General features: G+C 53.8%; 28 protein-coding genes. 20 read left to right on the top strand and 8 right to left on the bottom strand.

What is annotated here, in order from left to right; genetic code table 11:
• The first annotated feature begins 25 nt into the window (after positions 1-25).
• The gene (locus NYE48_RS18265) at positions 26-1,495 is read left to right on the top strand and encodes an MFS transporter (protein WP_340999640.1); all 1,470 of its coding nucleotides are present in this window, start codon (positions 26-28) and stop codon (positions 1,493-1,495) included.
• Between the two features lie 243 nt (positions 1,496-1,738).
• On the opposite strand, the gene NYE48_RS18260 is transcribed toward NYE48_RS18265, so the two are convergent.
• Positions 1,739-2,122 carry a hypothetical protein gene (locus tag NYE48_RS18260; protein ID WP_212947015.1) on the bottom strand — a complete coding sequence of 128 codons (384 nt, stop codon included), beginning with the start codon at positions 2,120-2,122 and terminating at the stop codon, positions 1,739-1,741.
• A gap of 185 nt (positions 2,123-2,307) precedes the next feature.
• Here NYE48_RS18260 and NYE48_RS18255 point away from each other — a divergent pair, with 185 nt between their 5' ends.
• The 3 genes from NYE48_RS18255 (at position 2,308) to NYE48_RS18245 (ending at position 3,652) form a co-directional block, all read left to right on the top strand.
• Positions 2,308-2,805 carry a Crp/Fnr family transcriptional regulator gene (locus tag NYE48_RS18255; protein ID WP_340999639.1) on the top strand — a complete coding sequence of 166 codons (498 nt, stop codon included), beginning with the start codon at positions 2,308-2,310 and terminating at the stop codon, positions 2,803-2,805.
• Positions 2,806-2,808: 3 nt separating this feature from the next.
• Positions 2,809-3,189, top strand: a complete 381-nt coding sequence (locus tag NYE48_RS18250; RefSeq protein WP_340999637.1) for a VOC family protein — start codon at positions 2,809-2,811, stop codon at positions 3,187-3,189.
• A gap of 94 nt (positions 3,190-3,283) precedes the next feature.
• On the top strand, positions 3,284-3,652 hold the full coding sequence (locus NYE48_RS18245) for a hypothetical protein (RefSeq protein WP_052146833.1): 369 nt from the start codon (positions 3,284-3,286) through the stop codon (positions 3,650-3,652).
• Between the two features lie 50 nt (positions 3,653-3,702).
• Here the strand turns inward: NYE48_RS18245 and hmpA are convergent, their stop codons facing one another.
• The gene (gene hmpA, locus NYE48_RS18240; RefSeq protein WP_212947008.1) at positions 3,703-4,902 is read right to left on the bottom strand and encodes an NO-inducible flavohemoprotein; all 1,200 of its coding nucleotides are present in this window, start codon (positions 4,900-4,902) and stop codon (positions 3,703-3,705) included.
• Positions 4,903-5,381: 479 nt separating this feature from the next.
• Here hmpA and NYE48_RS18235 point away from each other — a divergent pair, with 479 nt between their 5' ends.
• Positions 5,382-6,077 carry a YitT family protein gene (locus NYE48_RS18235; protein WP_052146834.1) on the top strand — a complete coding sequence of 232 codons (696 nt, stop codon included), beginning with the start codon at positions 5,382-5,384 and terminating at the stop codon, positions 6,075-6,077.
• 170 nt (positions 6,078-6,247) lie between these two features.
• Here the strand turns inward: NYE48_RS18235 and NYE48_RS18230 are convergent, their stop codons facing one another.
• The gene (locus tag NYE48_RS18230; protein ID WP_340999636.1) at positions 6,248-7,513 is read right to left on the bottom strand and encodes an FAD-dependent oxidoreductase; all 1,266 of its coding nucleotides are present in this window, start codon (positions 7,511-7,513) and stop codon (positions 6,248-6,250) included.
• 112 nt (positions 7,514-7,625) lie between these two features.
• Between NYE48_RS18230 and NYE48_RS18225 the strand changes: the two genes are divergently transcribed.
• Entirely contained in the window at positions 7,626-8,081 is a 456-nt protein-coding gene (locus tag NYE48_RS18225; RefSeq protein ID WP_036707719.1) for a MarR family winged helix-turn-helix transcriptional regulator, read from the top strand.
• Positions 8,082-8,200: 119 nt separating this feature from the next.
• Here the strand turns inward: NYE48_RS18225 and msrA are convergent, their stop codons facing one another.
• Entirely contained in the window at positions 8,201-9,169 is a 969-nt protein-coding gene (msrA, locus tag NYE48_RS18220) for a peptide-methionine (S)-S-oxide reductase MsrA (RefSeq protein ID WP_212947004.1), read from the bottom strand.
• A 107-nt stretch (positions 9,170-9,276) separates the two neighbouring features.
• On the bottom strand, positions 9,277-9,891 hold the full coding sequence (locus NYE48_RS18215; RefSeq protein ID WP_340999635.1) for a TVP38/TMEM64 family protein: 615 nt from the start codon (positions 9,889-9,891) through the stop codon (positions 9,277-9,279).
• 370 nt (positions 9,892-10,261) lie between these two features.
• On the opposite strand from NYE48_RS18215, the gene NYE48_RS18210 reads away from it, so the two are divergent.
• From NYE48_RS18210 to NYE48_RS18190, 5 genes are all read left to right on the top strand, one after another.
• Positions 10,262-10,954 (top strand): TerC family protein, encoded by a 693-nt coding sequence (locus tag NYE48_RS18210; protein ID WP_212946998.1) that lies wholly within the window; start codon positions 10,262-10,264, stop codon positions 10,952-10,954.
• Positions 10,955-11,191: 237 nt separating this feature from the next.
• The gene (locus NYE48_RS18205) at positions 11,192-11,503 is read left to right on the top strand and encodes a hypothetical protein (protein WP_212946996.1); all 312 of its coding nucleotides are present in this window, start codon (positions 11,192-11,194) and stop codon (positions 11,501-11,503) included.
• Between the two features lie 88 nt (positions 11,504-11,591).
• Entirely contained in the window at positions 11,592-12,191 is a 600-nt protein-coding gene (locus NYE48_RS18200) for a short chain dehydrogenase (protein WP_036707722.1), read from the top strand.
• A gap of 331 nt (positions 12,192-12,522) precedes the next feature.
• The gene (locus NYE48_RS18195; RefSeq protein WP_340999634.1) at positions 12,523-12,927 is read left to right on the top strand and encodes an RrF2 family transcriptional regulator; all 405 of its coding nucleotides are present in this window, start codon (positions 12,523-12,525) and stop codon (positions 12,925-12,927) included.
• 134 nt (positions 12,928-13,061) lie between these two features.
• A complete protein-coding gene (locus NYE48_RS18190) occupies positions 13,062-13,724 on the top strand; it encodes a nitroreductase family protein (RefSeq protein WP_340999633.1) in 663 nt (220 codons plus the stop codon).
• A 123-nt stretch (positions 13,725-13,847) separates the two neighbouring features.
• On the opposite strand, the gene NYE48_RS18185 is transcribed toward NYE48_RS18190, so the two are convergent.
• Positions 13,848-14,666, bottom strand: a complete 819-nt coding sequence (locus tag NYE48_RS18185) for an AraC family transcriptional regulator (protein ID WP_036707724.1) — start codon at positions 14,664-14,666, stop codon at positions 13,848-13,850.
• Positions 14,667-14,865: 199 nt separating this feature from the next.
• Here NYE48_RS18185 and NYE48_RS18180 point away from each other — a divergent pair, with 199 nt between their 5' ends.
• The 9 genes from NYE48_RS18180 (at position 14,866) to infC (ending at position 22,556) form a co-directional block, all read left to right on the top strand.
• Positions 14,866-15,927 (top strand): Gfo/Idh/MocA family protein, encoded by a 1,062-nt coding sequence (locus tag NYE48_RS18180; RefSeq protein WP_340999632.1) that lies wholly within the window; start codon positions 14,866-14,868, stop codon positions 15,925-15,927.
• Between the two features lie 27 nt (positions 15,928-15,954).
• Positions 15,955-16,722: a sugar phosphate isomerase/epimerase family protein gene (locus NYE48_RS18175; protein ID WP_212946987.1), complete on the top strand. Its 768-nt coding sequence runs from the start codon at positions 15,955-15,957 to the stop codon at positions 16,720-16,722.
• Complete coding sequence (locus tag NYE48_RS18170) at positions 16,715-17,806, top strand: Gfo/Idh/MocA family protein (RefSeq protein ID WP_036707727.1); 1,092 nt, start codon at positions 16,715-16,717, stop codon at positions 17,804-17,806. The genes NYE48_RS18175 and NYE48_RS18170 overlap by 8 nt, the downstream gene beginning before the upstream one ends.
• 159 nt (positions 17,807-17,965) lie before the next feature.
• Positions 17,966-18,934: a sugar phosphate isomerase/epimerase family protein gene (locus tag NYE48_RS18165; protein WP_036707730.1), complete on the top strand. Its 969-nt coding sequence runs from the start codon at positions 17,966-17,968 to the stop codon at positions 18,932-18,934.
• A 13-nt stretch (positions 18,935-18,947) separates the two neighbouring features.
• Positions 18,948-19,682, top strand: coding sequence for a ThuA domain-containing protein (locus NYE48_RS18160; RefSeq protein ID WP_212946982.1), 735 nt, complete (start codon positions 18,948-18,950; stop codon positions 19,680-19,682).
• A 233-nt stretch (positions 19,683-19,915) separates the two neighbouring features.
• Positions 19,916-20,239, top strand: a complete 324-nt coding sequence (locus tag NYE48_RS18155; protein ID WP_339324219.1) for a winged helix-turn-helix transcriptional regulator — start codon at positions 19,916-19,918, stop codon at positions 20,237-20,239.
• A 206-nt stretch (positions 20,240-20,445) separates the two neighbouring features.
• Positions 20,446-21,162 carry a hypothetical protein gene (locus NYE48_RS18150; RefSeq protein ID WP_340999631.1) on the top strand — a complete coding sequence of 239 codons (717 nt, stop codon included), beginning with the start codon at positions 20,446-20,448 and terminating at the stop codon, positions 21,160-21,162.
• 147 nt (positions 21,163-21,309) lie between these two features.
• Complete coding sequence (locus NYE48_RS18145) at positions 21,310-22,011, top strand: hypothetical protein (protein ID WP_340999630.1); 702 nt, start codon at positions 21,310-21,312, stop codon at positions 22,009-22,011.
• A gap of 71 nt (positions 22,012-22,082) precedes the next feature.
• Entirely contained in the window at positions 22,083-22,556 is a 474-nt protein-coding gene (gene infC, locus NYE48_RS18140; RefSeq protein WP_036707739.1) for a translation initiation factor IF-3, read from the top strand.
• A 138-nt stretch (positions 22,557-22,694) separates the two neighbouring features.
• On the opposite strand, the gene NYE48_RS18135 is transcribed toward infC, so the two are convergent.
• On the bottom strand, positions 22,695-23,612 hold the full coding sequence (locus NYE48_RS18135; RefSeq protein ID WP_340999629.1) for a hypothetical protein: 918 nt from the start codon (positions 23,610-23,612) through the stop codon (positions 22,695-22,697).
• Between the two features lie 459 nt (positions 23,613-24,071).
• Positions 24,072-24,788, bottom strand: a complete 717-nt coding sequence (locus tag NYE48_RS18130; protein WP_036707741.1) for a Crp/Fnr family transcriptional regulator — start codon at positions 24,786-24,788, stop codon at positions 24,072-24,074.
• Between the last annotated feature and the right edge of the window lie 4 nt (positions 24,789-24,792).

Here is a 24,792-nt window from a genome sequence, read left to right as displayed (position 1 = left end):
GCAGATGACGACCAGGAGGGCGCATATGGGTTCATTGGAACGTACGTACCAAGAGGATGCGAACATCCAGAAGAGACGCTGGATCATCCTTATTGTTCTTAATTTGTTTACTTTTATGTCCACGCTGGACGGGAGCATCGTGAACATTGCGCTGCCCGTCCTCTCGAAGGAGATGGGTCTGCCGATCGCCCAGATCGAATGGGTAACGACGGGTTACCTGATGGCAATTTGCTGCTTCATCCTCTTTTTCGGAAAACTGGGGGATATCGCCGGCATAATTCGCATATTTAAAATCGGAACGATCATATTTATCGTCGGGTCGTTGTTATGCGGACTCAGCCATACGCTGCCGTTACTGATCATTTCACGGGTCGTTCAGGCTTTGGGAGCTTCCATGACGATGGCGAACAGCCAAGGCATACTGACCGATATTTTTCCGGCGAAGGAGCGGGGCAGGGCGCTCGGACTCATCGGTACCTTCGTGTCCCTCGGAAGCATTGCGGGACCAAGCCTCGGGGGAATCATCATTTCCTCTTTAGGCTGGGAATATATTTTTTGGGTGAACGTGCCGGTCGGGCTCATCGCGATTGGGATGGGATGGAAGGTGCTTCCCGCCGATCTGATCCGGGTCAAAGCGAAAATCGACGCACCCGGCAGCTCGTTGTTCGCCGTGTTTATTATAACGCTGTTTGCCGGCCTTTTGCTCGGGCAACAGGCGGGGTACGGCAATTTGTGGATCATCGTTTTGCTTGCAGCCGCGGTGATCGCATTGGCGTGGTTTATACGGGCCGAGCTGAATCGCCCGAACGGGCTGGTGGATCTGTCGTTGTTCAAAAATCCGCTGTTCTCGGTCAGCCTTTTATGCGGATTCCTCGTATTTACGGCGAATTTCTGTTTTAATATCATCGCGCCGTTTTATACCCAGAACATGCTGAATCTGTCGCCTTCTTCGGCGGGTTTCATGATGATGTTGTTCCCGATATGCATGGTGATCGTGGCGCCTCTCAGCGGCGCCTTATCCGATAAAATCGGCTCCGAGCTGTTGACCTTTGCCGGACTGGTCGTGATGGTCGTGGCCCAGTTCGGGCTCGCCTGGCTTCACGAAGGCAGCTCGCTTGTCATTGTCGGCGTTTGGATCGCCATGCTTGGCATCGGCAGCGGTTTGTTCCAATCGCCAAACAATTCCCTGATCATGTCCCAGGTGCCGCGCACCCAGCTCGGCTCTGCAGGGAGCGTCAACTCGCTTGTCCGGAACGTGGGCATGGTCGTCGGCATTACGGTGGCGACGACGATATTGTTCCATGTCATGAGCGCCAAGGCCGGGCATCGCGTGACCGGGCTTGTTCCCGGGCGTCCGGACATTTTCCTCCACGGAATGCACGCCGTGTTTATCACTTCAGCTAGTATTTGTCTCGTTGCCGCCGTATTGACCGGCTGGCGAATGTTCCAGGCGAAAGCGGCCAAACAGGCGGAACAACCGGCTGCCAAGCATTAAATCCGAAGCGGCGCTTCCGGCCATGCGGATTTCGGGACGCTGCCGCGGGTGGAACGGGCGTCCAGCGGAACTTGCGTGCAGCTTATGCTAAATGGGGCGCAGTCCCCCCGGTTTAACTTAAAAGCCCCTGCGGTTGCAGGAGCTTTTTTTCTTTCGCCTGAACAAATCTTTTCCCCTCGGCGGTCGAGAAGCCGGTTGGCCAGTTCGGCTCCGAAGCCGTATTGCCGGAGGATGATCCTGCCGTTATCCCGGCTCGGGGCCGATCCCCAAATAAACGCATAGCTCGCAAGCCGTTTCCGCTTTGACGTAAGACCACAGCATAAAAAAGCGCCGCTGGTATCCCCGGCACAAATAGAGGGCTTCCATTCCTTTTTCGTTCCGGGTTTCCTCGTATACCCGAATGCCGCGGGCCCGCATCGCCTTGCGGATCTCCGCCAGCCGTCGCACCGCTTTTTGCTGAACGCCCGACAAACCGCGGATATACACCTCCGGCAGCTTGAGGGCGAGCGTCTTCAGCGTCCGGATGTCCCGTTCCAGCACATCCAGCAAAACGACGTGCAGCATATAGCTTTTGACAAGTACCGAATCTTCTTCGTCCGGCACGGGGGGGAGAGCGGATGCTTTCATGAGAGCACTTCCTTGGATCACGAATAGGAACGCATGTTCTATTTATATTCATGTTACGCGAAAAGGATGCATTCCGGCAACAACCAAATCTTTGAAATGAGGCCGGATTTTTTTTGGTATAATAATACCCATTGGCAGTCCGGGCCAGAAGCTATCCATTACGAAACCGGGGAGGATGACATCTTATGATTTTGCATAAAGGGGAAGTATTATTCCATCAGGGGGACAGCGGCGAATATTTGTACCATATCAAAAGCGGGCTTTTTAAAGTGACGCGCCTGCACAAAAACGGGAACATGGTGCTTTTTAACATCTTGTATCCCGGGGAAACGGTGCCGCATCATTCCCTCATTACCCCGAAAGAAACACACGGATCGGCCATTGCCCTTATGGACAGCGAGGTAGAGCGGATCGTGGCGGAGGATTGGTACCGCGAATTGCGGGAGCATCCGGAAAAAGCGCTGGAAATCGCGCTGCTGCTTCAGGAAAAGGTGCGGTTCATGCAAAAAAGGCTGGACCACCTGACGGTAGGGACGCCGGCGGATCGGCTGGCGCTATTGACCGAATGGCTGAACGATTATTCGCACGGCGTGCATTTCACCGACCTGCTGACGCAGGAGGAAATCGGGCAGCTGATCGGGGTTCGGCGGGAGACGATCAACCGTTTGTTAAGGGGGCATTAGCGGATGCTGCATCACGTGGAAATCAATGTATCGGAGTTGGGGCGGAGCCGGGAATTTTGGGAATGGTTTTTGACGCGGCTCGGTTACGAGCTTTATCAGGATTGGGATCAGGGGTTCAGCTTCAAGCACGGGAAAACGTATCTCGTATTCGTGCAAACGGAGGAGCGGTTTTTGGACGCCCCGTACCACAGAAAAGCGACAGGAATCAACCATCTGGCTTTTCATGCGGAATCCCGCGCCGAGGTCGACGAGATGGCTTCTTTGCTGAAACAAAAGGGCGTCAAGCTGCTGTACGAGGACCGTTATCCCTACGCAGGGGGGCCGGAGCACTACGCGGTTTTTTTCGAAGATCCGGACCGGATCAAGGTGGAGTTTGCGTGCTAAAGGATGAAGACGCCTGGCGTTTGAGGGACCTCACAAAATCCGAACCGGGCACATATACTGGGGTAACCGGATGTGCAGAAAGGAGATCGCTCCCATGGGTTACCCCCCGTATCGGGCATGGTATGCGCCTTATCCGTATCCCCGCCCGGCCCGCGTCTGGGCCCGCGAATATCCGCAGGTCAAAACGGAAATTTTGAACCGGTCCCTGCAACACACCTACGGGCTGATGGAGGACGGTTACAAGGTTTTGAACAAGCTGTCCGAACATTCCTTTGCGGTTCAGGTCATGAGGGCCGCCCAAACGGGAAATAAGCAGGAGGTCGACCGGCTGATGAAGTCGATCGGCGCGTCGAACCCCGTGCAGACCGATTTTTCCCCGAGCGGGATCGGTATTACGCTGGGTTCGCCCCAGCCGACCGCCTGCTGCAAATTAGCCGTATTTTTGAAGTGGGGAGAAGGCTAAAAAAGAAAGGGATATTTGCCCTCCTGGAGGAGCAAATATCCCTTTTCGTTTTACAGCGTGCCGGCCGGGCCGAAAAATTCGTAGTGGATCCGTTCTTCCGGTACGCCCCACTCTTTCAGCGCCTTGTTCACCGCGCTCATGAACGGAACCGGTCCGCAGAAATAGAAGTCCGAATTTTGCGATACAATTTCCTGAAGCCAAGGCAGGTCGATGTATCCGGTTTTGTGGCAGAAGCCCTGGCCAAGCGGTTTTTCGTAGCAAATGTAGGATTTCAGGTTGTCGTGCGAAGCATCCAGCTGCTCGATATGCTCCCTCATGGCGTGGAAGCTTTCGTTGATGGCCGCATGAATGAACGTTACCTTTCGTTCAGGCTGCTCTTTCAGAACCGTCTCCAGCATGCTGACCATCGGGGTCAGGCCGACGCCGCCGCTGATCAGCACAAGCGGGATCGTCTGGGTCATATCCAGCGTAAACGTGCCTGCAGGCGCGCTGATTTCGAGCACGTCGCCTTCCTTCACTTGATCATGCAGGTAAGTGGAAACAACGCCTTCGGGTTTTCCCGGCGCTCCGCCTTCCCGTTTCACCGAAATCCGGTACGCGTCTCCGCCCGGAGCGGCGGACAGGCTGTAATGGCGGATTTGCGCGTAAGGCTGATGTTCAGGCTTCACGCGCACGGTAATGTATTGTCCGGGAAGATAGCCGGAAATCGCCCCGCCGTCCTGCGGCTTCAAATAGAAGGAGGTGATGACGTCGCTTTCCTTCACTCTGCGTTCGACGACGAACGGACGGAATCCGGCCCAGCCGCCAGGAGCGTTTTCGGCCTCGCGGTACATTTCGGCTTCGACGCCGATAAAGGCATCGGCGATGACGCCGTACGCTTCGGCCCAAGCATTCATGATCTCAGGCGTGGCCGCATCGCCCAGCACCTTTTTGATGGCTGCAAGCAAGTTTTCGCCGACGATCGGGTAATGCTCGGGTTTTACGTTGAGCGCCCGGTGTTTTTGCGCGATCTGTTTTACGGCAGGCAGGATGTCTTCCAAACGGTCGATATGCGCCGCGGCCGCATACACGGCGTTGGCCAGCGCCGTTTGCTGTTTTCCTTCCCGCTGGTTCGCGTGGTTGAATATGTTGAGCAGTTCGGGATGGTTTTCGAACAGCAGTTGGTAAAAGGCGGTCGTAATGGCTTTTCCGTGCACTTCCAAGACCGGAACGGTCGATTTGATGATGTCGATGGTTTGTTTCGTCAGCATAACGAATTCCTCTTTTCTTGATTATGTGTCGTGCTTTCTTCTTAAGTATAGGAAAGGCGAAACAGGCGAATTGTGATTCTGGTCACATCAAACATTGACAATGTGTGAACATCGGAACAAGAGAAAAAGGAGGAAAAAGTGGAAGTTATATGGAAATTTCGAACGATTTACTTACCCGGCTGTTTAGCAACGGTCCGAAATGTGTTATAATAAAAATGTAACCAAACAAAAAAAGAAAGGATCAGGATACCATGTGTCCCCGAAGGAACCATCCCCAAAGGACGATTTGGAAACGTTATGATCTCTCTTACACGTAGCTCCCTTTCGTAGAGAAAAGTCACCTGGACAACCAAGGACGAATGACAAACTCTGCGAAAGAAGGAACTTCACATGCGAAGGACCAAGTCCCGCAGGTCCCGTACTTATCGCAGAGGTTTGCCAGACTCCTGACTAACCTACGACGATAAGAGGGAACCTGTATGAGAAAGAAAGACCATTTGATTTCTAAGTTTTCATCCATTGCAATGATGCTTTTCGGAACTTTTTTGCTGGCTTTTGCGTATTTTCACATCAATTTTCAAAATCATCTATCGGAAGGCGGATTTGTCGGCTTGTCCTTGCTCGGCAAATACGTGCTTGGGGTCAATCCGGCGCTGAGCACGCTGCTGCTGGACATCCCGGTCATTTTGATCGCCATGTTTTTGAAAGGCCGCAAGTTCGTCATGAACACGCTGCTTGCGACGTTATCGTTTTCTATTTTTTACGAACTTTTCGAACGTTATTCGACGCTGGTCATCGACCTGCGCGATAATCTGCTGCTGGCGGCGCTGTTGTCCGGACTGGTCACGGGGTTTGCCACAGGACTGGTTCTCCGATTTGGGGGAGCTACCGGCGGAGATGATATTTTGTCGCTGCTCATTAGCCGCTGGAGCGGGCTTAAGGTAGGTACCGTATTTATTCTATTGGATGCCGCCGTATTGCTGCTGTCCCTGTTTTACATGCCGCTGAAGGAAACGCTGTTTACGATTTTGGCGGTAGGCATCGCCGGGCAGACGATCACGCTGACGGTTTCGTTCCGCAAGGGAAAAACGGTCGATCCCGTCGTTCCCGAACCGGCTGCTGCAACGCCCAAAAAGGCAACCAAGCCCGTTCATGCGGTGCGGAGTGCTCACTGACGGATAACCGTCCGATTCTTGAAACAAGGATCGGGCGGTTTTTTGTGTTTTTTAAACGAAACGGTGATCAACGGGCAAAAACTCTTTCCCTGATGCCGATCGACATTCGGCTGGAAAGAGTTGTGCCCGCAGGAATCGTGGGTTGGCCAGCTCGGGGCCGGGTGATGGAGTCATTCCGCAGTTAGTGATTTGTTTGACCATGAACGAATCCGTGGTATGGCACGCAACATGACCCAATTCATTAGGGGATTCTTTATGGTGAATCGTTTCAACATCGTCTTGGATGCTTCCACTTCACGAAAGGCATACTTGCTCATCTCCTCTTGGTAAGAAGCGACGGCCTTCTCAAGCGGCGTGCCTTCGATTGCGGCAGTTTTCAGCTTTTCGGCGAGTAGGGCCGCATCGCGCAAAGCGGTGTTGCCTCCGTGCGATCCAGTGGGGGGCATGACATGTACCGCGTCTCCCATAAAGGCGATTCGGGAGACCGGCCACGCAGCCGGCTTTTTTGCCGCTTTAATGGTTACCGCCATGGTGTAATCGAGGTCGGATTGCTCCACGAAACGGCGCAGCACGGGGTGAAAGTCTTGGGCAGCCTTCAATGCAAGTTGTTGCAGCATCTCCGAGCGAGGTTTTCCTTGAGGTTCCGGAAATTGCTCTTTTGGCAAGAGAAGTGCCCACATCACATAATCGTCGGTAATTGGCGGTATTTGATCCATTCCAAAGCGTGGAAAAGCAGTCTGCGGAGACTCGCGGAAGTTCATCGTGGTAAAGAAGAAGCCGCGACTCGAGGGGCCGATGGCAAATACTCCGCTGGTTTTCAGCGGGTGGGGAACGATCGAGCGGCCGTTTTGGAAAAGCAGCGTGCGGCCGTAAATCGCCCAACGATCGGTATCCTCCGGTTCGCAGTCCGGCAAAAAGGATTGGCGCAAAGCTGAATTTACGCCATCGGCACCGACCACGAGCGAAGCATGGACACGGCTTCCGTCCGAAAAGTGAAGCGTTGCCCCATCGGATGTCGTCTCGGCACGGACCGCCGCTTTGCCGTAGTGCACCCGATCCCGAAGCCCTTCGAGCATAATGGTGCGAAGCGTTTGGCGATCGGCTTGCCGCGGTGTTCGCAAATCCGTGCCGCTCGGATCACCTTGAAAAGCGAAACGGAATACCTCGCCAAGGTTCTGATTGGTTATCCGCATGTATCCAATCTCGTCGGTAGGCGAAGTGGTGGCCAGAAACAGCTGGAATAAATGAGGAGGCAGGCAGCGCTGAAGTCCCGCGATTCCGTGTTCGTCAAGAGTGATCCGGTATCCTTGGCGGCGGGCATGCGGCGCCGGATCCCGTTCATAAATCTGCACGTCGAATCCGGCTCGAAGCAATGAATGGGCCAAGCACAAGCCGCTTATGCCAGCGCCGGCGATGGCTACAGAAATTTTGGACATGTTCGTACATCCCCTTTTTAATTTTGCTTTTCAGCAAATGAATGATAAGATAGTATTGAATTATTTATTTTATCTCATGAGATAAGATAATATTAAACGGAGGATGATACGAATGTCAAGAAATCAAATCATACATATCCTTTCGGAAGAACTGCGCGATAACAGTACGGCAACGATCCTGTTTCATGAGGCCATTGCCGCGAAGCTGGGGCTAAATTCCACCGACCACAAATGCTTGGACGTCATATTGAAAAACCAGCCCCTCACGGCGGGGCAGCTTTCCGCTTTGACCGGATTGACGACGGGTGCCGTCACAGGGGTATTGAACAGGCTGGAGCAGGCGGGATACGTCTCCCGAGTGCAAGATCCCCAAGACAAAAGACGTGTCGTTATTTGCATCGACCAGGAGAAGGCGGCAAAAGATATTGTTCCGCTCTTTGAGTCCTTCGGAAAAGATTTGGATCAAATGTTATCGAGATACGATGATGCGGAACTTGAAAACATTCTCGATTTTATCAGACAATGCAATTTCTTGTTGAAGGATTTCACGAAAAAAATGAATATATGATGTGCAGATGCCTTATGCCGGAAGTCGGGAAGAATGGTCGGGGGATAATCAAAGGAAGGAGCTTTCATAAAAAAAATGGATAGGGAGAGGCATGTGCCGTCCTCCTATCCATGCGTGATTTATTCAAACAATACCTTATATTCCCCGTAACCCTGCTCCTCGAGTTCTTCCTTCGGAACAAAGCGCAGCGCCGCGGAGTTGATGCAGTAGCGAAGGCCTTCGGGGCCCGGACCGTCGTCGAATACGTGACCGAGATGCGAATCGGAGCTTTTGCTGCGGACCTCGGTGCGAACCATCATATGGCTCAGGTCGAGCTTTTCCTTGATGCTGTAATCGCGGATCGGGCGCGTGAAGCTCGGCCAGCCGCAGCCGGAATCGTATTTGTCCCGCGAGCTGAACAGCGGCTCGCCGGATACGATGTCGACATAAATGCCTTCGCCGTGGTGATCCCAAAACTCGTTTTGGAACGGGGGTTCGGTCGCGTTGTTTTGCGTCACTTCGTATTGCAGCGGCGTCAGGCGCTGCTTCAAATCGGTTTTGTCTGTTTTCGGGGCCCATACCTTTTCCAAAAAGTCTTCCCGCCCGGAGCCTTTGCGGTAACGTTTGTAATGTCCCGGGTTCTTTTTGTGGTAATTCTGATGATATTCCTCGGCCGCATAAAACGGTTTGGCCGGCAGGATCGGCGTCACGATCGGCTTGTCGAAGCGTCCGCTTGCCGCCAAAGCCGCTTTGGACGCCTCGGCCAACTGGCGCTGCTCCTCCGTATGATAAAAAATCGCCGTTTGGTAAGATTGCCCGCGGTCATGGAATTGGCCGCCCGCATCGGTAGGGTCGATTTGCTGCCAATACAGCTCCAGCAGTTTTTCGTAAGGGAAAATGTCCGGGTTGTACGTAATCTGCACCGCCTCGACATGTCCCGTCGTATCCGAGCAGACCTCTTCATAGGTAGGGTTCTCTTTATGTCCGCCCGTATAACCCGATACAACCTCGACGATGCCGGGCAGATCTTCAAACGGGGCTACCATGCACCAAAAGCATCCGCCTGCGAAGGTCGCTTTTTCCTGATGTGCCGCTTGTATTTCGCTCATGATATCACTCCGCTTTCATCTATTTTTCGTAAATCCAATCGTATTGAAACAATAACCTTATACAATGATTATAATCGATATGGCGCACGAAAACCAAGGACCCCCCTTTAAGCGGACGGGAGCTTTTTGCGTTTGCGGTAAAGGAGCAGCATCAGTCCAAGCAGCAGCACGTAACCAGCGAACACGAGGACGGAGACGAGCGGGTGTTTGGTCCCATTGCCGCCCAGAAACGCATAAACCAAAATGCCGGGAAGTTTGCCGAGGCCGGAAGCGGCCGTATACGTCCAAAAAGGGATCGAGGCGACGCCTGCGAACACGTTTACGGCCATTTGCGGAAGGACCGGAATCAGCCGTCCGGCGGCCACGCTCATGAAAGGATGGGCTTCAACCCAGGCGGTAAACGACTGCAGCATGCCGAATTTGTTCAGGTATGTCCTGGCCTGCTCGCGCAGCACCGTCCTCGAAAGGGCGTAAATGACGCTCCCTGCGATCATCGTCCCGAGCCAGCTCACGGCGGCCGCCCAGAACGTGCCGAAGGAAAACCCGAGGGCGGCGATGACCAGTTTGTAAGGGATGACCGGAAACAGGGCGACCAAGGCCGAAAGGCAGACGAGCACAGGAAAGGAGCCGTGCTTCTGCATGTAATTTACGATGTCGCTCCGGTAGATCAAGGCGATCACAAGAACCGCCGCGTACAGGGCGGCAAGCAGCCATTTTTTCATTGTTTTCCTCGCTTTTAGGGATTCGTTTCATCCATCATATCAAATGTGGAAAGAAAATATAAAACAAACTATAGCCATGTTCCAAACCGTCTGCTATAATGATCTCAACAAATGAATAGTTCCCAAAGGGGAGTAGCTCATGCAATAAAGTCGTCATTACGGGATAAGGATCCCCGGCTTTATTGGCAACATAACGTTGTTTTGCGAGACCTTTGCCTGATTTTCATTAGGTAAAGGTCTTTTTTGGTGGAAAAAAAAGCGCCGTTTGCCTAATGAAGGTAAGGGCGCTTTTTTCATGCGGCGGACTAGTCATAGCAATCATTTTATTCGGGGAAAGGCATTTCCCTACAAAAAGAAAGGTGGAAGGAAAATGGAATTGTTAACCATGGCTTTTTGGACGGCGCTGCTGTCCATCGTCATCATTGACCTGGTGCTGGCCGGAGACAATGCCATCGTCATCGGTCTTGCCGCGCGCAACGTTAGAAAAGAAGATCAAAAGAAAGTGATCGTGTGGGGGACGGTCGGAGCGATCATCATCCGGGTCATCGCCACGCTGCTGGTCGTTCAATTGCTTTTGATCCCGGGCCTGCGGCTCGTCGGCGGGCTGGCGCTCGTCTGGATCGCTTATAAGCTCCTGATCGACGAGAAAAAGCATGATATTTCGGCGGGCAACCAGATGTGGGCGGCGATTCGCACGATCATCATCGCGGACGCCATGATGGGGCTGGACAACGTGCTGGCCGTTGCCGGCGCCGCGCACGGGGATTTCCTGCTCGTCATTATCGGTCTGGCCATTTCGGTGCCGATCATGGTGTGGGGAAGCACGCTGATCGTGAAGCTGACGGAACGTTTCCCGGTGATCATCACGATCGGGTCGGCCATTCTCGCCTGGACCGCTTCGAAAATGCTGGTGGAAGAACCGCTGGTCCACGATCTTTTCGCGAATGCGGTGCTGAAGTACGGTTTCGAGCTGGTGGTGGTTGCCGCGGTCGTGCTGCTGGGACTCTGGTCGAAAAAGAAAAAAGCGGAGGCTGCCAAAGGCCGGGCGGTCGGCATGAGCTGAATCGTCTTTCCTGTTCAGTTTCTTTCAACGAAAAGGTATAATGTGTAACGATCCTTGTTTTGCTAAAATCGCAAGAAGGACGTTGCGCATGCGTAAAACTACCGCTTAGCGGCGGGTTACCGCAAGGGGCGTCCAAAAGGCGCAGGACCGGTAATCCCGCCGCTTTTGCCGTCATGGAGGATAACGAAAGGCTTACGGCCTGGCGGCTTGGATAAAAACGAAGGGGAAATGCAAAAAATGAACGAATACCGCAAACAGGTTGAAGAAGGCATCGTGGAAAGCTACCGTCAGGACGAGGATATGATGATCCTTGTGTTCGCGCAGTGGTGCGTCAATGAAGGCCTCGATCCGGAAGAGCTGTACGGAAAAGCTTATCCGCAGCAGCAGAGCAATGAACGGCTGAAGCGGGTCCTGGAGCTGACGGTGCCGAAGGAGGAGGCCGGCCCCATCCCGGACGAAACCGTCCTTGGCGTGTTATCGCTGTTCGGCAACGAGGATTTGGCTTTCGTCGTATCCGAGGCGATCTCGAACCGACCGCCGCGAAAATGAATCGAAGCGGCGTCGCCGCCTAGACGGGCCTATGTTAAAATTGGTAAAAGCGGACTGTGAATAATCGATAAAAGCGGGGGATGCAAAAATGAAAATCATTGTTGTGGGAGCAAACGGCACGCTGGGGAAGGCCATCTGCGATGAGCTTTCTCCGAAGCATGAGATCATTTCCGCCGGCCGGAGCGCGGGCGACGTGACGGTCGACATCACTTCGCCCCAAAGCATCCGGGCGATGTACGAACAAACCGGACGCGTCGATGCCGTCATCTGCGCCGCGGGCGACGCATATTTCGGACGTTTGGAGGAACTGACGCCGGAACGCAACGAAATCGCCATTCTGAGCAAGCTGAAAGGGCAGATCAACTTGGTGCTGCTCGGGCAGGATTACGTGAACGACCGCGGCAGCTTTACGCTGACCACCGGCATCATTATGGATGACCCGATCGTCGGCGGGGTTTCTTCGGCAATGGCGGGAGGAGCGGTCCGGGCATTCGTTCAGGCCGCCGCCATCGAGCTGCCGCGGGGGATCCGGATCAACAACGTAAGCCCGAACGTGCTTGAAGAATCGATGGACAGCTACGGGCCGTTTTTCCCGGGTTTTGAACCGGTTCCGGCGGCACGGGCCGCCAAAGCATACCGCAAAAGCGTCGAAGGCGCGCAAACCGGACAAACCTATAGGGTGTATTAATCAGGGTCATGTTTTGAAACGAATCCACTGAGCGGGTATAATAAAACTCATCGACTGGGCGGATAGAGCACCCAAAGAGTCATTTCAAAGAAGAAGCAATCTCCCTGCTTGGCGAGGGCCGAGGAGATTGCTTTTTTTACTATTTTATGCCGAAACAGCCTTCATGTCCCTGCGCTTCGGACGTACTGCAGCCGCGAGAAAGAACCCTCCGGGTTCATGCAAAAAGCGGCGGCGGATCCCATGCAAACGAAGCGTGGAAACCTTCGGAGATCGAAGCATCGCCGGGATAAAGAAATGAACTTGTGCTACACTGTAAACAGGAGGGATTCATATGATATGTAACCGGAGCGCCCCGATCGGTCCGCCGCGTTTCGGCACTGCCGTGCATGCCCTGATCTTGCTGGCCAAATGCGAAGGAATGCTTTCCAGCGCGGCCATTGCCTGCGATGTCCAGTCGCATGCGACGTTCCTCCGCAGGGTATTGGCGCAGCTCACGCATGCCGGTATCGTCGAAGCGAGGGAAGGACGGAACGGGGGATACTATCTGAAGCGCCGTCCGGATCAAATTACGCTGGCGGATATTTTTTTGGCTGTCCAATCGGATTGCACCGAGCAAGAGGTCCGAGAGGAATGCGCACCGGGCCGGCAAAAGCTCGAAGCCATTATGGAAGAAGTGCAGAAGCAGACCGTCGAACTGCTTAAACAGCATACGTTAGCCGATTTGATGCAAGAATAATTAAAGGATTGCAATGTGAGCCGAAACGTTATATACTGTTGTCATTAAAGTTGCAGTTGGAAAGTTCGACTGCATTTTATTTTAAGATATACTGTGCCTGTACTGAGCACAGTAACAATGAGGAGGAGAGAAGCATGTCCGTTTCACCATCGACCCAAACGGTAGAGCAGCAGCAGTTTTTCAACGTTATTCAGGATCGGCGGTCCGTCCGCAGCTATGATCCCCAAGCCAAAATTTCGCGGGAGGAAATGAACGAAATCCTGCAGCAAGCCACGCTGGCTCCTTCGGCCGCCAACCTGCAGCCGTGGCGGTTTCTCGTCATCGACTCGCAGGAGTTGAAGCAAAAACTGCTTCCGATCGCCAACGATCAGCAGCAAGTGATCGAGGCTTCGGCCGTCATTGTGGTGCTTGGGGATTTGGAGGGCTATAAGTTGGCCGATAAAATTTACGGCATGGCGGTCGATGCGGGTTACATGCCTGCAGAGACGGCTACATCGTTCGTGGAGCGCTATCAAGGGCTGTTTAAGAGCATGCCCCGGGAGACGGTTCGCCAAAAAATATCCATTGACGCCGGATTGGTATCCATGCAGCTTATGCTGGTCGCTCGCGCTAAAGGGTATGATACGGTCCCGATGGGCGGCTATGACCAGGCTAAATTCGTAGAAGCGTTCGATATTCCGGAGAGATACGCTCCCATTATGCTGATCGCCATCGGCAAGGCGGCGAAGCCGGGACACCCGACGGTAAGATTGCCGATTGAGGACGTCGCTTTCTTCAACGAAATGCCTAAGGAATAACAAAATACAACTATCAGCCATTGGAATCCAATGCCTTTGTAAATAAAGCTCCCCTGCCTACTGCCGGGGAGCTTTCCTGCTTGAGCAAAATTTCCTTTTTCTTCTGAACGGTCGAATCCGCCTTCAAATCTGCTCGCGGCTTTCCATCCGGTATTCCTTCGGCGATTTCCCGAACCGGGAACGGAATACGCGGTGGAAATACGTATAATTCGCAAAGCCCGAAGTTTCGGCGATATTTTCGAGGGACATCGGGCTGAAAATGATTTTCTCGCGGGCCATGTCAAGCCTGACGTCAAGCGTATATTGCATAATGCTTTTGCCGAACGCCTCCTTGAACAGGTGCACCGCGCGCGATACGCTGATCCCGACGTGGGCCGCGACATCCTCCAGCTTAAACGATGAAGAGGCGTTTTCCTCGATGTAGTGCTTGATCCGGTGAGCCAGGTACGTTTTCGGGGTCGTGGACGGATGCTCCCGCAGAAGGCGGTCCGTCTCCAGACATAAAATGCGCATGTAATACCCCGAGATTTCGGGAAAAGGATTGGAGATTTTGCGCTGCTCCAGCACGATTTGCCTGAAAAGGCCGATGATCGTTTCGTTCAGGGGGACCCGGATTTTCGTCGGGCGTTTTTGCCGGTTCCACCATTCCTCGATCCAGCTGCCGCCGAAAAAGATATGGTAATCCCCGCTTTCGACCGCAAGCTCGTTTTGGGCGTTCAGCTCCTCGTCGATTTTCAGCTCATACGGCTCGTCCGGCGAAAAAAGGAGCAGATCCCCGGCCTCGACGGGCACCATCTCCCCGCCGACGCGGGCCCGGCATCTTCCGTCCGTCTGCAGGCGCATCAAATAATTTTTGACCCCGTTCATTTCGCTCATGTAAAAGGGTTTGTGGTGGAATGAAAATCCTGCCGTATAGATATGAACCGATTGATCCGTAGACATAAAAATAACTCCTATAGCTTAAAGTGGCATGTCCGCAGGGAACCGCCGATTTTGGTTCGGGAAAAATCCCGGGCAAAAAAAATAATGACCAGATTGTTCATGTTTCAATCATATTATTCATTTTAATATAAACGAAATCGGAATACCATGGGTACTAGATTGTTGATTCAACCTTCTACCTCATGAAGGAGTGTGAAGCATGGACACCAAAATGAAAGCAGGCATCGTCGGCTGCGGCAACATCAGCGCCATTTACCTGGAGAACCTGAAAAAGAGCCCCGTTGTCGAAGTGGTGGCCTGCGCTGACGTGGTGCTTGAACGCGCCGCGGCCCGGGCGGAGGAATACGGGATTGCAAACGCATACACGGCAGCCGAACTGCTGGCCGACCCGGAGATCGAGCTGGTCATTAACCTGACCGTTCCGGGGAGCCATGCCGAAATCGATATCGCCGCGCTGGAAGCGGGCAAACACGTGTATGCCGAAAAACCGCTGGCCGTCTCGCTGGAGGATGGTAAGCGCATACTTCAGACTGCCGAAAGCAAAGGTCTCCGCGTCGGCAGCGCGCCGGACACGTTCCTCGGTTCGGGGATTCAAACGGCCAAGGCGGCCATCGAAGGCGGCATGATCGGCAAGCCGGTGGCGGCCGCAGCCTTTATGATGAGCGGCGGGCCGGAGGGCTGGCATCCGGATCCCGAATTTTTTTACGCCCCCGGCGGCGGGCCGATGTTCGACATGGGGCCGTATTATTTGACGGCGCTGGCGGAGCTGCTGGGTCCGATGGACCGGATCAGTTCTTCGGCCGGCGCTCCGAGCGCGACGCGAACGATCGGTTCGGGACCGAAGGCCGGCCAGCAAATCCCGGTGCTTACGCCGACGCATCTGGCCGGAACGATCGATTTCAGGCAGGGCGCCATCGCCACCGTGATTACAAGCTTTGACGTCAAAGGCGGCGCAAGCCTGCCTTGGCTCGAAATATACGGCACGGAAGGGACGCTGATCCTTCCCGATCCGAATTTCTTCGACGGGGACGTCAAGCTCCGCCGCAGCGGATCGACCGAGACCGAAACGCTGGCTCCGGCATTCGAATGCGGAAGAAACGAGCGGGGGCTTGGCGTGAACGACATGGTTGCGTCGATCCGGGGAGGCCGCGGCCATCGGGCGAGCGGAGCGCTCGCTTACCATGTGCTTGAAGCCATGCATGCATTCCATACCTCTTCCTTGAAGGGCGAGCATGTAAAGCTGGAAAGCACCCTGCCTTGAAAAATAAAAAACAGGAGTGAGGCAAACATGTTGAAGCTGGGCTTGCAACTTTATACGGTTCGTGAGCAAATGGAGCAGGATTTTGAGGGGACGCTGAAGAAAGTAGCAGAGCTCGGATATCAAGGCGTGGAATTCCATACCTTTTTCGGGCGCCCCGCGTCCGAGGTGAAAGCGCTTCTCGACCAGTACGGCCTGGTCGCGCTCGGCACGCATACGGGTTACGACCGCATGCTGAATGCCCTCGACGAGGAAATCGCCTACAACAAAGAAATCGGCAATACCCGCCTGATCGTCCCGTATCTCGGAGCGGAAGACCGCCATTGGGATGAAGTTTTTGCGAACCTGGAACGCATCGGACAGCGGTGCGCCGAGCAGCAGGTTACGCTGCTGTACCATAACCACGACTTTGAATTCACCGAGAAGATCGGGGACCAAACGGTATTCGACGCGATGTACGAAAACGTTCCCGAATCATTGCTCCAGATCGAGCTGGACAGCTGCTGGGTGCACTTTGCCGGCTACGACCCCGTCCGCTACATCGAATCTTATGCGGGACGCCTTCCGGTGGTGCATTGGAAGGATGTCCGCAGACAAGAGGACGGTTCCCCGCTGACGGTGGAGCTGGGCCAAGGCGAAGTGGACTTGAAGGCCGTGGCCGAAGCCGCGGACAAAGCGGGCGCGGAATGGATCGTGGTAGAGCAGGATTTCTGCCAAAATCCGCCGCTCGAAGCCATTGCGAAAAGCATGGAATGGATTAAAAACTACGCAAAAAATGGAGGACCTGTTCATGTCTAACACAACCCAAACCTTAAAAATCGCAATCATCGGCTGCGGAGGGATCGCAAACGGAAAGCATATGCCGAGCCTCGCGAAGCAGCCGCAAGCGCAAATGGTGGCCTTCTGCGACATCGTGAAGGAACGCGCGGAAAAAGCGGCCAAGGAATTCGGCACCGAAGACGCGAAAGTGTATACCGACTTCCGTGAGCTGCTCAAAGACGAAAGCATCGACGTCGTTCATGTATGTACGCCAAACGATTCCCACTCGGTCATCACCGTAGCGGCCCTGGAATCCGGCAAACATGTTATGTGCGAAAAGCCGATGGCCAAAACCGTGGCGCAAGCCCAGGAAATGCTGGACGCGGCGCGCCGCACGGGCAAAAAGCTGACGATCGGCTACCAAAACCGCTACCGTGCCGACAGCCTGTATTTGAAGCAGCTTTGCGAAGCCGGCGAACTCGGCGACATCTACCTGGGCAAAGCGTTGGCGATCCGCCGCCGCGCGGTTCCGACTTGGGGCGTCTTTTTGGACGAGGAAAAGCAAGGCGGAGGCCCGCTTATCGATATCGGTACGCATGCGCTTGACCTGACGCTGTGGATGATGGACAACTACAAACCGAAAAGCGTGCTCGGTTCCTCGTTCCATAAGCTCGGACAGCGCAAGGACGCGGCCAACGCCTGGGGACCATGGGATCCGGAGCAATTCAAGGTGGAAGACTCCGCTTTCGGCTTCATCACGATGGAAAACGGCGCAACGATCATTTTGGAATCCAGCTGGGCGCTTAACGTCGTGGAAACGGGCGAAGCCAAAACGATCCTTGCAGGCACCGAAGGCGGCGCGGACATGAAGGACGGTCTCCGCATCAACGGAGAAAAGCTGGGACGTTTGTACGACACCAACATCGATTTGCAGGCAGGAGGCGTGGCGTTCTACTCCGGCACGGCCGAAAGCGAGTCGGATCTGGAGCAAAGACTGTGGATCGAGGCGATCCTGGAAGACAAGGAGCCGATCGTTAAACCTGAGCAGGCTTTTGTCGTAACGCAAATTCTGGAAGCGATCTACGAGTCCGCCAAAACGGGTAAAGCCGTATATTTCGAGTAATCTTCAGAGGTTCATTCATACATCTCGACTCACCGTTCCCCATGCAGACGACCTGCCTGGGGTTCGGGCTTCGTTTTACGCAAGTTGAAAAGCTTTTCAAAACCGGAAGTTATTGAGGCAACCTTAATTTGAAACCCAACGCATAAGGAGGAGTTTACTTTGAAACTAGGCGTATTTATGGTATTGTTCGGCGGTCGCAAGCTGGAGGATGCGCTCGATTACGTGGCGTCCAAAGGTCTGAAGATGGTAGAGATCGGAACGGGCGGAAATCCCGGCAAAGCGCATTGCAATCCGGCCGAGCTGCTCGAAAACGAAGCGAAGCTGAAAGAGTTCAAACATGCGGTCGAATCCCGCGGCCTGACGATCAGCGCGCTCAGCTGCCACGGCAACCCGCTTCATCCGCAAAAGCATCTTGCCCAAGCGGATCATGAGGATTTCGTCAATTCGGTGAAACTGGCGGAGAAATTGGGCGTGCAGGTCGTCAATACGTTCTCCGGCTGCCCGGGGGACCATGAAAACGCGAAATACCCGAACTGGCCGGTCGCTCCTTGGCCAAACGATTTTCAGGAAATTTTGGCTTGGCAGTGGGAAAACAAGGTCATTCCGTATTGGACGGAACAAGCGAAATTTGCCGCCGACCATAACGTAAAAATCGGTTTGGAACTGCACGGCGGATTTTCGGTGCATACGCCGGCAACGCTGCTTCGTCTGCGCGAAGCCGCAGGCGAGGCGATCGGCGCCAACCTTGATCCGAGCCACATGTGGTGGCAGGGCATCGATCCGGTTCAGGCGATCCACATTTTGGGCCGCGCCGGCGCGATCCACCATTTCCACGCCAAAGACACCGTCATCGATCCGGTCAACGTCAACCGTTTCGGTTTAACGGATATGCAGCCGTACACGAACATGCTGGACCGCGCTTGGCAATTCCGCAGCGTAGGTTACGGCCACGACGTCAAAACCTGGGCGGACATCATCAGCGCGCTGCGTCTCGTCGGATACGATTACGCGGTCAGCATCGAGCATGAAGACGGCCTGATGTCCATCGAAGAAGGTTTCTCCAAAGCGGTGGCCAATTTGCAGCAGGTATTGATCGAAGAGTCGCTTGGCGACATGTGGTGGGTATAAGGAGGAAAACAACATGATCAACGTAACCATTTGGAACGAGTTCGTCCACGAAAAAATTCACGATGCCGTCAAAGCCGTTTACCCAAACGGCATCCACACGGCGCTTGCCCAAGGCATCCAGCAGGACGGTTTTGCCATTGAGACCGCCACGCTGGAGGAACCGGAGCACGGATTGACCGAAGAAGTGCTGAACCGGACGGACGTGCTGATTTGGTGGGGACATATGGCTCATGACAAGGTCAGCGACGACATCGTGGCGCGCGTCAAACAGCGCGTTTTGGACGGCATGGGATTGGTCGTGCTGCATTCCGGGCATTTCTCCAAAATCTTCAAGGCTTTGATGGGCACCTCCTGCGATTTGAAATGGCGCGAAGCGGAGGAGCAGGAAATCATCTGGAACGTGAATCCGTCCCATCCGATCGCCGAAGGCATCGGCGAAAAGATCATCCTCGACCATGAAGAAATGTACGGCGAATATTTCGACATCCCTACGCCGGACGAAATCGTGTTCATCAGCAATTTCGAAGGCGGCGAAGTATTCCGGAGCGGATGCACCTTCCGTCGCGGGCGCGGCAAAATTTTCTATTTCCGTCCCGGACACGAAACGCATCCGACCTATTTCCATCCCGGGGTTTTGAAAGTGATCGCCAACGGCGTCAAATGGGCGGCTCCGGCTCCCGGCGAAGCGTTGCGGTTCGGCCATTCCCCGCAGCCGGTAAGAGAGTTCGCGAAAGGGTCCGTGGTGTAGCATACGGAAGGCGACTTCTGATAAGGCTAAAGAAAACGGCGGCAGCTGATGCTGCCGTTTTTTCGTTGGCGGGCGGCGGCCGATCCTGCGATTTGGGAAGGATTTTCAAGCCTGGATTCGGATCTGCGAGTTTTCTTTTGCAGGCGAATGTGGTAAAATTGATACATACTAACTTAATGTAAGCTTTCATGAGACATTAACTGTTTGCATGGATCCTGTAAAGAGGTGAGAACATGAAGGATCAGGATTTCAGTATGTGTCCGCGGTTTGAAACGGCTTTTTCCGTATTGGGAAAGCGTTGGAACGGGCTCATTATCTATTCGCTGATGAACGGACCGAAACGGTTCAAGGATATATCGCATATCATTCCATCCATGAGCGACAAAATGCTGTCCGAACGTATGAAAGACTTGGAAAATGAGGGCATCTTGGAACGCCATGTTTATCCCGAAACGCCGGTTCGGATCGAATACGAACTGACCGAAAAAGGAAAAGCGCTGCAGCCGGTAATGGACCAGGTTCAACATTGGGCCGAACAATGGGTCGAACTGGATTGAGCTGCCTAATCTCAACCGTGACGATAAACCTTCTCTAAATTTTAGAGGAGGTTTTTGGCGTTGGACAGGCGTTTGGCGTCGTGTCGATATTTCGCGAAACCTGGATTTTTATGTTATTTTTAGGTTAAGACTTGCACCTTCCCTCGGCTTCTGTAGTATAATTGGTAAATAAACTGCCTTTTCGGCGCTTAAGGAGGCGGAGAATGATGAGAAAAATAGTACTTTCCCAAGCGATAAGGTATGGCAAAGAGGATGTCAACGAACTTGAAAGCGCTTCTATTAAAGTGCGTAAGATTTACGATAAAACGATCTCGATGCTGGCGCAGCATGTACCGGATTCCGTGCGGAAGTATTGGGCCTGCCCGAGGCCTGCTCAGGAACCGTACTCCGAAGGCGGAGAACATGGCGGCACGGTGTTTCAAAAGTGGATTCAGAGCCCGTCCGGCTGGAAGTGCATCGGCTGCGAGCGCCATTATGTAGAAAGCCTGGATGCTCCGGGAGGGAAGGAGCGGCAGGGCAAACGCGAATACGTTTTTCATAACGGCAGACTTCAGAGCATGATGCTGCAGCTCCTCATTTGGTCGCAATTCGAAGAAATATCGTTGTTCCATCCCGTTTTAGGCGATGCCCCCTTTTACGACGACGAAGAGATGGAGGTCATCTCTGCTTATTTCGTGCCCACGTACGTCACCCCGATTCCTTTCGAACAATCCGGCAAACCTTTCAAAAAACACAATACGCGGTTTCCCGTCTATCAGGAGCTGATTTCCGCGCCTCCATTGCTGCTTCATCTGGACGGCGAAGTTCTGGAGGGGACGTGGATGACGGGCGTTTATGTCGACCGCGGCCATTTCCTCGGTTTAGGGCCTTATTTGAAAAATACGGATGGGACGAGAACGTTCATGCAGGCGCTGATCCATTGAATTTTTGGTCTAAACCTGTCTAGCCCCTGTCGAAAACGATCGCTTGACTATGTTAAAATAGAGTTCTCAGGATGAGGACTCTATTTTGGTTCATAGAAGCCAACGTTAATTGCACCATGCAATGAATAAACAAAGGTGGTGCCCGGAATGGGGAACAGCTTCAAAAAGGCAATCGTTTTCATCGCCGTCCTGTCGGTGATCCTGGCGGGATGCGATGGCAGCAAATCCAAAGATTTGGCGGGCGTGGCATCCGGAGAAGGCTTTTCGCCGATATTGATTTCCGAAAAAGACGATTTTTTCTCTCCGGACACGATCCGCGACATCGAAAAATATTTGGAGCAGGGAATCTCGATCCGGGAATGCTTGAAAAAAAGCGGGATCGTGACCTTCGCGGAGGACGGAAGCATCCTTTCGATCAGCCAGGTTTCGCTGTCTTCGGCCTTCGCGTGGGGGATCGAGCTCAACGACAAAAAGCTTGGAAAGGACAAGCTGGATACGGTGCTCAAGGAAAACGACGAGCTTGGCATTTCCATCGAACCGACGGATCCCAAAGCGAAGGAAGTCAAATATTCCGTGCTGAAAATCAACGGCGGAACCATACAGCCGTCGATTTCACATACGTACATCCTGCCGTACGCCGAAAACGAAAATGTGCGCGACATGCTGATGGGGACCGATTTCGTCGAACTGACGGTCAACAAACGGATGGTTCATTCCGTGAAGGGCTACGTATCCAAATCGGTGGAAAAATGGGTGATCAAAGTCAACGGCAAGGAACTTGCCGAGGACGGTTTCGACATGAAGCTGTCGCCGCGGGACGAAGTGGAAATCAAGCTGGACCGGGCCTAGCGGCGGCTTCATCGGCGCGTCCGGTCGGTGCTGCAACAAATACATAAACGTGGGACGGGGGTGTTGCGAACATGCTGATGAACGAAAAAATCAAGGCGACGGAGGTGGAGCTGACGGGGCTAAACGGAGAACCCCTCGGCATTATGCCTACCTCCGAAGCGCTGGCCATGGCCAAAAAGCTTAAAGTCGACTTGGTCTGCACCTCTTTGATGAGCAGTCCTCCCCCGTGCAAGCTGATCGGGGCGGGAGACGCCAAAAGGGAAAAACAGCAGGCGAAAGCGGCGGAACGCGGGATGAAGGTCAAAGAGATCCGGCTGACGCCCCAGATCGAAGAGCATGACTACGAAACGAAGCTGCGGCAGGCGGAAAAAACGTTGAAGTCCGGCAATGCCGTTCTGTTCGTCATCCGGATCAAAGGCAAGGAAGGGGCGGCCGCGAAGGAGCTTCTGGAGCAGCTGATCACGGATCTGAAGGAGGCGGGAACCAAAACGTCGGGAATCCAGCTGAGCGGAAAACAGGCTTCCGTGCAGCTCAATCCGCGCTAAAACGGGTTACCCGCAAAGGGTTCGCGCCCAGTTGTTCATGGCCGAAACGTCGGACCGGACAAAGGGTCGTCAAAAGAAATGCCTTCATAAAAAGGGATGTACGCAAGCGGGAACGAAAACCGGCGCACATCCCTTTTATTATTGTTTCATCTCCCGCCAGCCGTCGAAATCGTGAACGGCGATGCCGGCGTAGGAAGGATGGTTTTTAATCATGTCGTGAAGTTTGGCGATCTGCTCGTTCATCGCGTCGGCTCCTTCCTCATGGAACGTCAGGAAATCGCCTTCGCGGCTGGGGTTGGTTTCGACGGCGGCCAAGGCCGTTTTGCCGAGGGCGGCTGCCTCCTTGAACGTGTCTTCGGCGATGCCGGCGATGGCTTGGGCCGTGTCGCGGTAAGACATGACCGTGACCGAGTCGAACTGCCCGATCATAAAGCGGTCGAGCGGCGTCTTGCCGTCCGAAGCCGTGCCGTTGCCGAGCCAGAACGGGATATCGGCTGAAAGCGGCAGCTTCATGCGGTCCGCTTCGGTTCGAAGGTATTGCACGTTGCTTTCCCACTGCTTGATGACGTCGGGGCGGTTTGTTTTCCACTCCGGAAGCAGATGAGGTTCGATGTCGACGTGAATGCCGCGAAATCGTTCGCCAGCTTCCGCCGCTTGTTGGTAAGTTTGCACCCAGGCCACAAAATCCGCGATCTCTTGCCGCTTCCACGCAAGTCCCCATTCCGGGGCGCCGCCCAGCGCATCCACTTCGATGCCGAGGCCGGCCGCTTGCTTGATGAATCTCTGATAATCAGAGGCGGGGATGTCGGGGTTCACTTGCAAATAAACGAGGTTCACGCCATGTTCGCCGAAAAACGACAACACCTCCCGCGGGTCCCGCCGGATCCAGTCGGTAGTCCACAGCCAGGTGGCTTTTTGGTGCATCGGCTGCGCCGCAGCCTCCGGAGCGATTCCGGGAGGAGACGACAAAGCCGTGCTTTGCGCCGTACCCGATGCCATCGAACCTATGAAGGTAATGACCATCAAAATCCGCCGAATCCATGTTTCTGCCATCATGTTATTCACTCCTTATCCGACCTGTAGGCCCAATCCTCGATGTTTCCTTTCGTTTTTGAAGGGATAAGAGGATTCGGGCCTGTAAGTTCAGCGCCGGAACCTGCGGGATAGTCCTTCCGGGGCAGATTCGGTTCTCCGGTCCTTCAGGCGCCGAACGATGATCGGTTGATGTTGTAGGAAGATATGCGCAAGTAAAATAAGACTTAAGAAATGCGCAACATGATGTTCATCGGTTCTTTTATCTGAAAGATTTATAGGTCTTTAGGATTAAAAACGGGGATGAGGAGCCCTTGTGATGACATATTTAGCCGTTTTGAGGAAAGGAAGCTAAACAGGCTCAGACATGATTCAGTTAGGAGACATATGGGTCGTTTTGCATATGGAAAAGCCTCCGGAGACCCGACGCGGTCCCGGAAGCTTGGAGATGACGTATCGCGGATATCGGCGGCCGCCTGCCGGTCAAATGCGGCAAATTTCTTTCGGGCACAGCTCGCAATGGCAAATATCCTGCAGCATTTCAAGATCTTTGATGACGATCAGGCCGTTTTCATACTCGATTGCGTTTTTTTTGCGGAGATCGCCGAGCAGGCGGTTGACGCTTTCGCGCGTCGAACCGATCATGTTGGAAAGATCCGTATGGGTGATTTTTTTGTTGATCAAAATGCCGTCGCCACGCTCTTCGCCGTACGTGTTGCTGAGCCGGATCAGCGTCGAGCAGAGCGCGCCCGGCTTGCCGTACATCATCAGATCGCGGAATTTCGTCTGGGTCAGCCGGTGATGGATGCCCATCCATTTCATGAAATCGAGCGCAAAGTCGCAGTGCTGGCAGATCAGCGATTCCAGGTCTTTGTGGTCGATGACGCCGACGACGCTTTCTTCCATCACTTCGGCGGTATAGGTTTGCTTATGGCTGAAAAAGGGGTCGGCATGGCCAACGATGTCCCCCGCCTGGTACATGTACAATATCAGCTCTTTGCCTTCATCCGTGGATTTGGTCAGCTGGACGCGACCGCTTTTGACGTAATAAAGCTTATCCGAGCTGTCGCCTTCCCAAAACAGATGGGAGCCTTCGGGTACGGTACGGTCATGCATGACAGCCATCAGCCGATCCAGGTTTTGTTCCGAGAAGCAGCTTGCATTCCCGCGGGTTTCGATCACGTTCAGTTGGTTGCTCATACTC

The sequence above is a fragment of the Paenibacillus sp. FSL M7-1455 genome (assembly GCF_038004655.1).
Classification (GTDB): Bacteria; Bacillota; Bacilli; order Paenibacillales; family Paenibacillaceae; genus Paenibacillus_AQ; species Paenibacillus_AQ cookii.
The sequence above is the reverse complement of the archived record's forward strand: the minus strand, read 5'-3'. Positions and strand labels throughout refer to the sequence as shown.

Coding starts and splice junctions, on each gene's coding strand:
- NYE48_RS18155 (WP_339324219.1), top strand. CDS start 19,916: ATGAAGGATCAGGATTTCAGTATGTGTCCGCGGTTTGAAACGGCTTTT.
- NYE48_RS18265 (WP_340999640.1), top strand. CDS start 26: ATGGGTTCATTGGAACGTACGTACCAAGAGGATGCGAACATCCAGAAG.
- hmpA (WP_212947008.1), bottom strand. CDS start 4,902: ATGCTGACGAAACAAACCATCGACATCATCAAATCGACCGTTCCGGTC.
- NYE48_RS18235 (WP_052146834.1), top strand. CDS start 5,382: ATGAGAAAGAAAGACCATTTGATTTCTAAGTTTTCATCCATTGCAATG.
- NYE48_RS18260 (WP_212947015.1), bottom strand. CDS start 2,122: ATGAAAGCATCCGCTCTCCCCCCCGTGCCGGACGAAGAAGATTCGGTA.
- NYE48_RS18225 (WP_036707719.1), top strand. CDS start 7,626: ATGTCAAGAAATCAAATCATACATATCCTTTCGGAAGAACTGCGCGAT.
- msrA (WP_212947004.1), bottom strand. CDS start 9,169: ATGAGCGAAATACAAGCGGCACATCAGGAAAAAGCGACCTTCGCAGGC.
- NYE48_RS18170 (WP_036707727.1), top strand. CDS start 16,715: ATGTCTAACACAACCCAAACCTTAAAAATCGCAATCATCGGCTGCGGA.
- NYE48_RS18250 (WP_340999637.1), top strand. CDS start 2,809: ATGCTGCATCACGTGGAAATCAATGTATCGGAGTTGGGGCGGAGCCGG.
- NYE48_RS18185 (WP_036707724.1), bottom strand. CDS start 14,666: ATGTCTACGGATCAATCGGTTCATATCTATACGGCAGGATTTTCATTC.
- NYE48_RS18215 (WP_340999635.1), bottom strand. CDS start 9,891: ATGAAAAAATGGCTGCTTGCCGCCCTGTACGCGGCGGTTCTTGTGATC.
- NYE48_RS18230 (WP_340999636.1), bottom strand. CDS start 7,513: ATGTCCAAAATTTCTGTAGCCATCGCCGGCGCTGGCATAAGCGGCTTG.
- NYE48_RS18205 (WP_212946996.1), top strand. CDS start 11,192: ATGAACGAATACCGCAAACAGGTTGAAGAAGGCATCGTGGAAAGCTAC.
- NYE48_RS18195 (WP_340999634.1), top strand. CDS start 12,523: ATGATATGTAACCGGAGCGCCCCGATCGGTCCGCCGCGTTTCGGCACT.
- NYE48_RS18150 (WP_340999631.1), top strand. CDS start 20,446: ATGAGAAAAATAGTACTTTCCCAAGCGATAAGGTATGGCAAAGAGGAT.
- NYE48_RS18130 (WP_036707741.1), bottom strand. CDS start 24,788: ATGAGCAACCAACTGAACGTGATCGAAACCCGCGGGAATGCAAGCTGC.
- NYE48_RS18255 (WP_340999639.1), top strand. CDS start 2,308: ATGATTTTGCATAAAGGGGAAGTATTATTCCATCAGGGGGACAGCGGC.
- infC (WP_036707739.1), top strand. CDS start 22,083: ATGCTGATGAACGAAAAAATCAAGGCGACGGAGGTGGAGCTGACGGGG.
- NYE48_RS18180 (WP_340999632.1), top strand. CDS start 14,866: ATGGACACCAAAATGAAAGCAGGCATCGTCGGCTGCGGCAACATCAGC.
- NYE48_RS18135 (WP_340999629.1), bottom strand. CDS start 23,612: ATGATGGCAGAAACATGGATTCGGCGGATTTTGATGGTCATTACCTTC.
- NYE48_RS18175 (WP_212946987.1), top strand. CDS start 15,955: ATGTTGAAGCTGGGCTTGCAACTTTATACGGTTCGTGAGCAAATGGAG.
- NYE48_RS18145 (WP_340999630.1), top strand. CDS start 21,310: ATGGGGAACAGCTTCAAAAAGGCAATCGTTTTCATCGCCGTCCTGTCG.
- NYE48_RS18210 (WP_212946998.1), top strand. CDS start 10,262: ATGGAATTGTTAACCATGGCTTTTTGGACGGCGCTGCTGTCCATCGTC.
- NYE48_RS18245 (WP_052146833.1), top strand. CDS start 3,284: ATGGGTTACCCCCCGTATCGGGCATGGTATGCGCCTTATCCGTATCCC.
- NYE48_RS18190 (WP_340999633.1), top strand. CDS start 13,062: ATGTCCGTTTCACCATCGACCCAAACGGTAGAGCAGCAGCAGTTTTTC.
- NYE48_RS18160 (WP_212946982.1), top strand. CDS start 18,948: ATGATCAACGTAACCATTTGGAACGAGTTCGTCCACGAAAAAATTCAC.
- NYE48_RS18200 (WP_036707722.1), top strand. CDS start 11,592: ATGAAAATCATTGTTGTGGGAGCAAACGGCACGCTGGGGAAGGCCATC.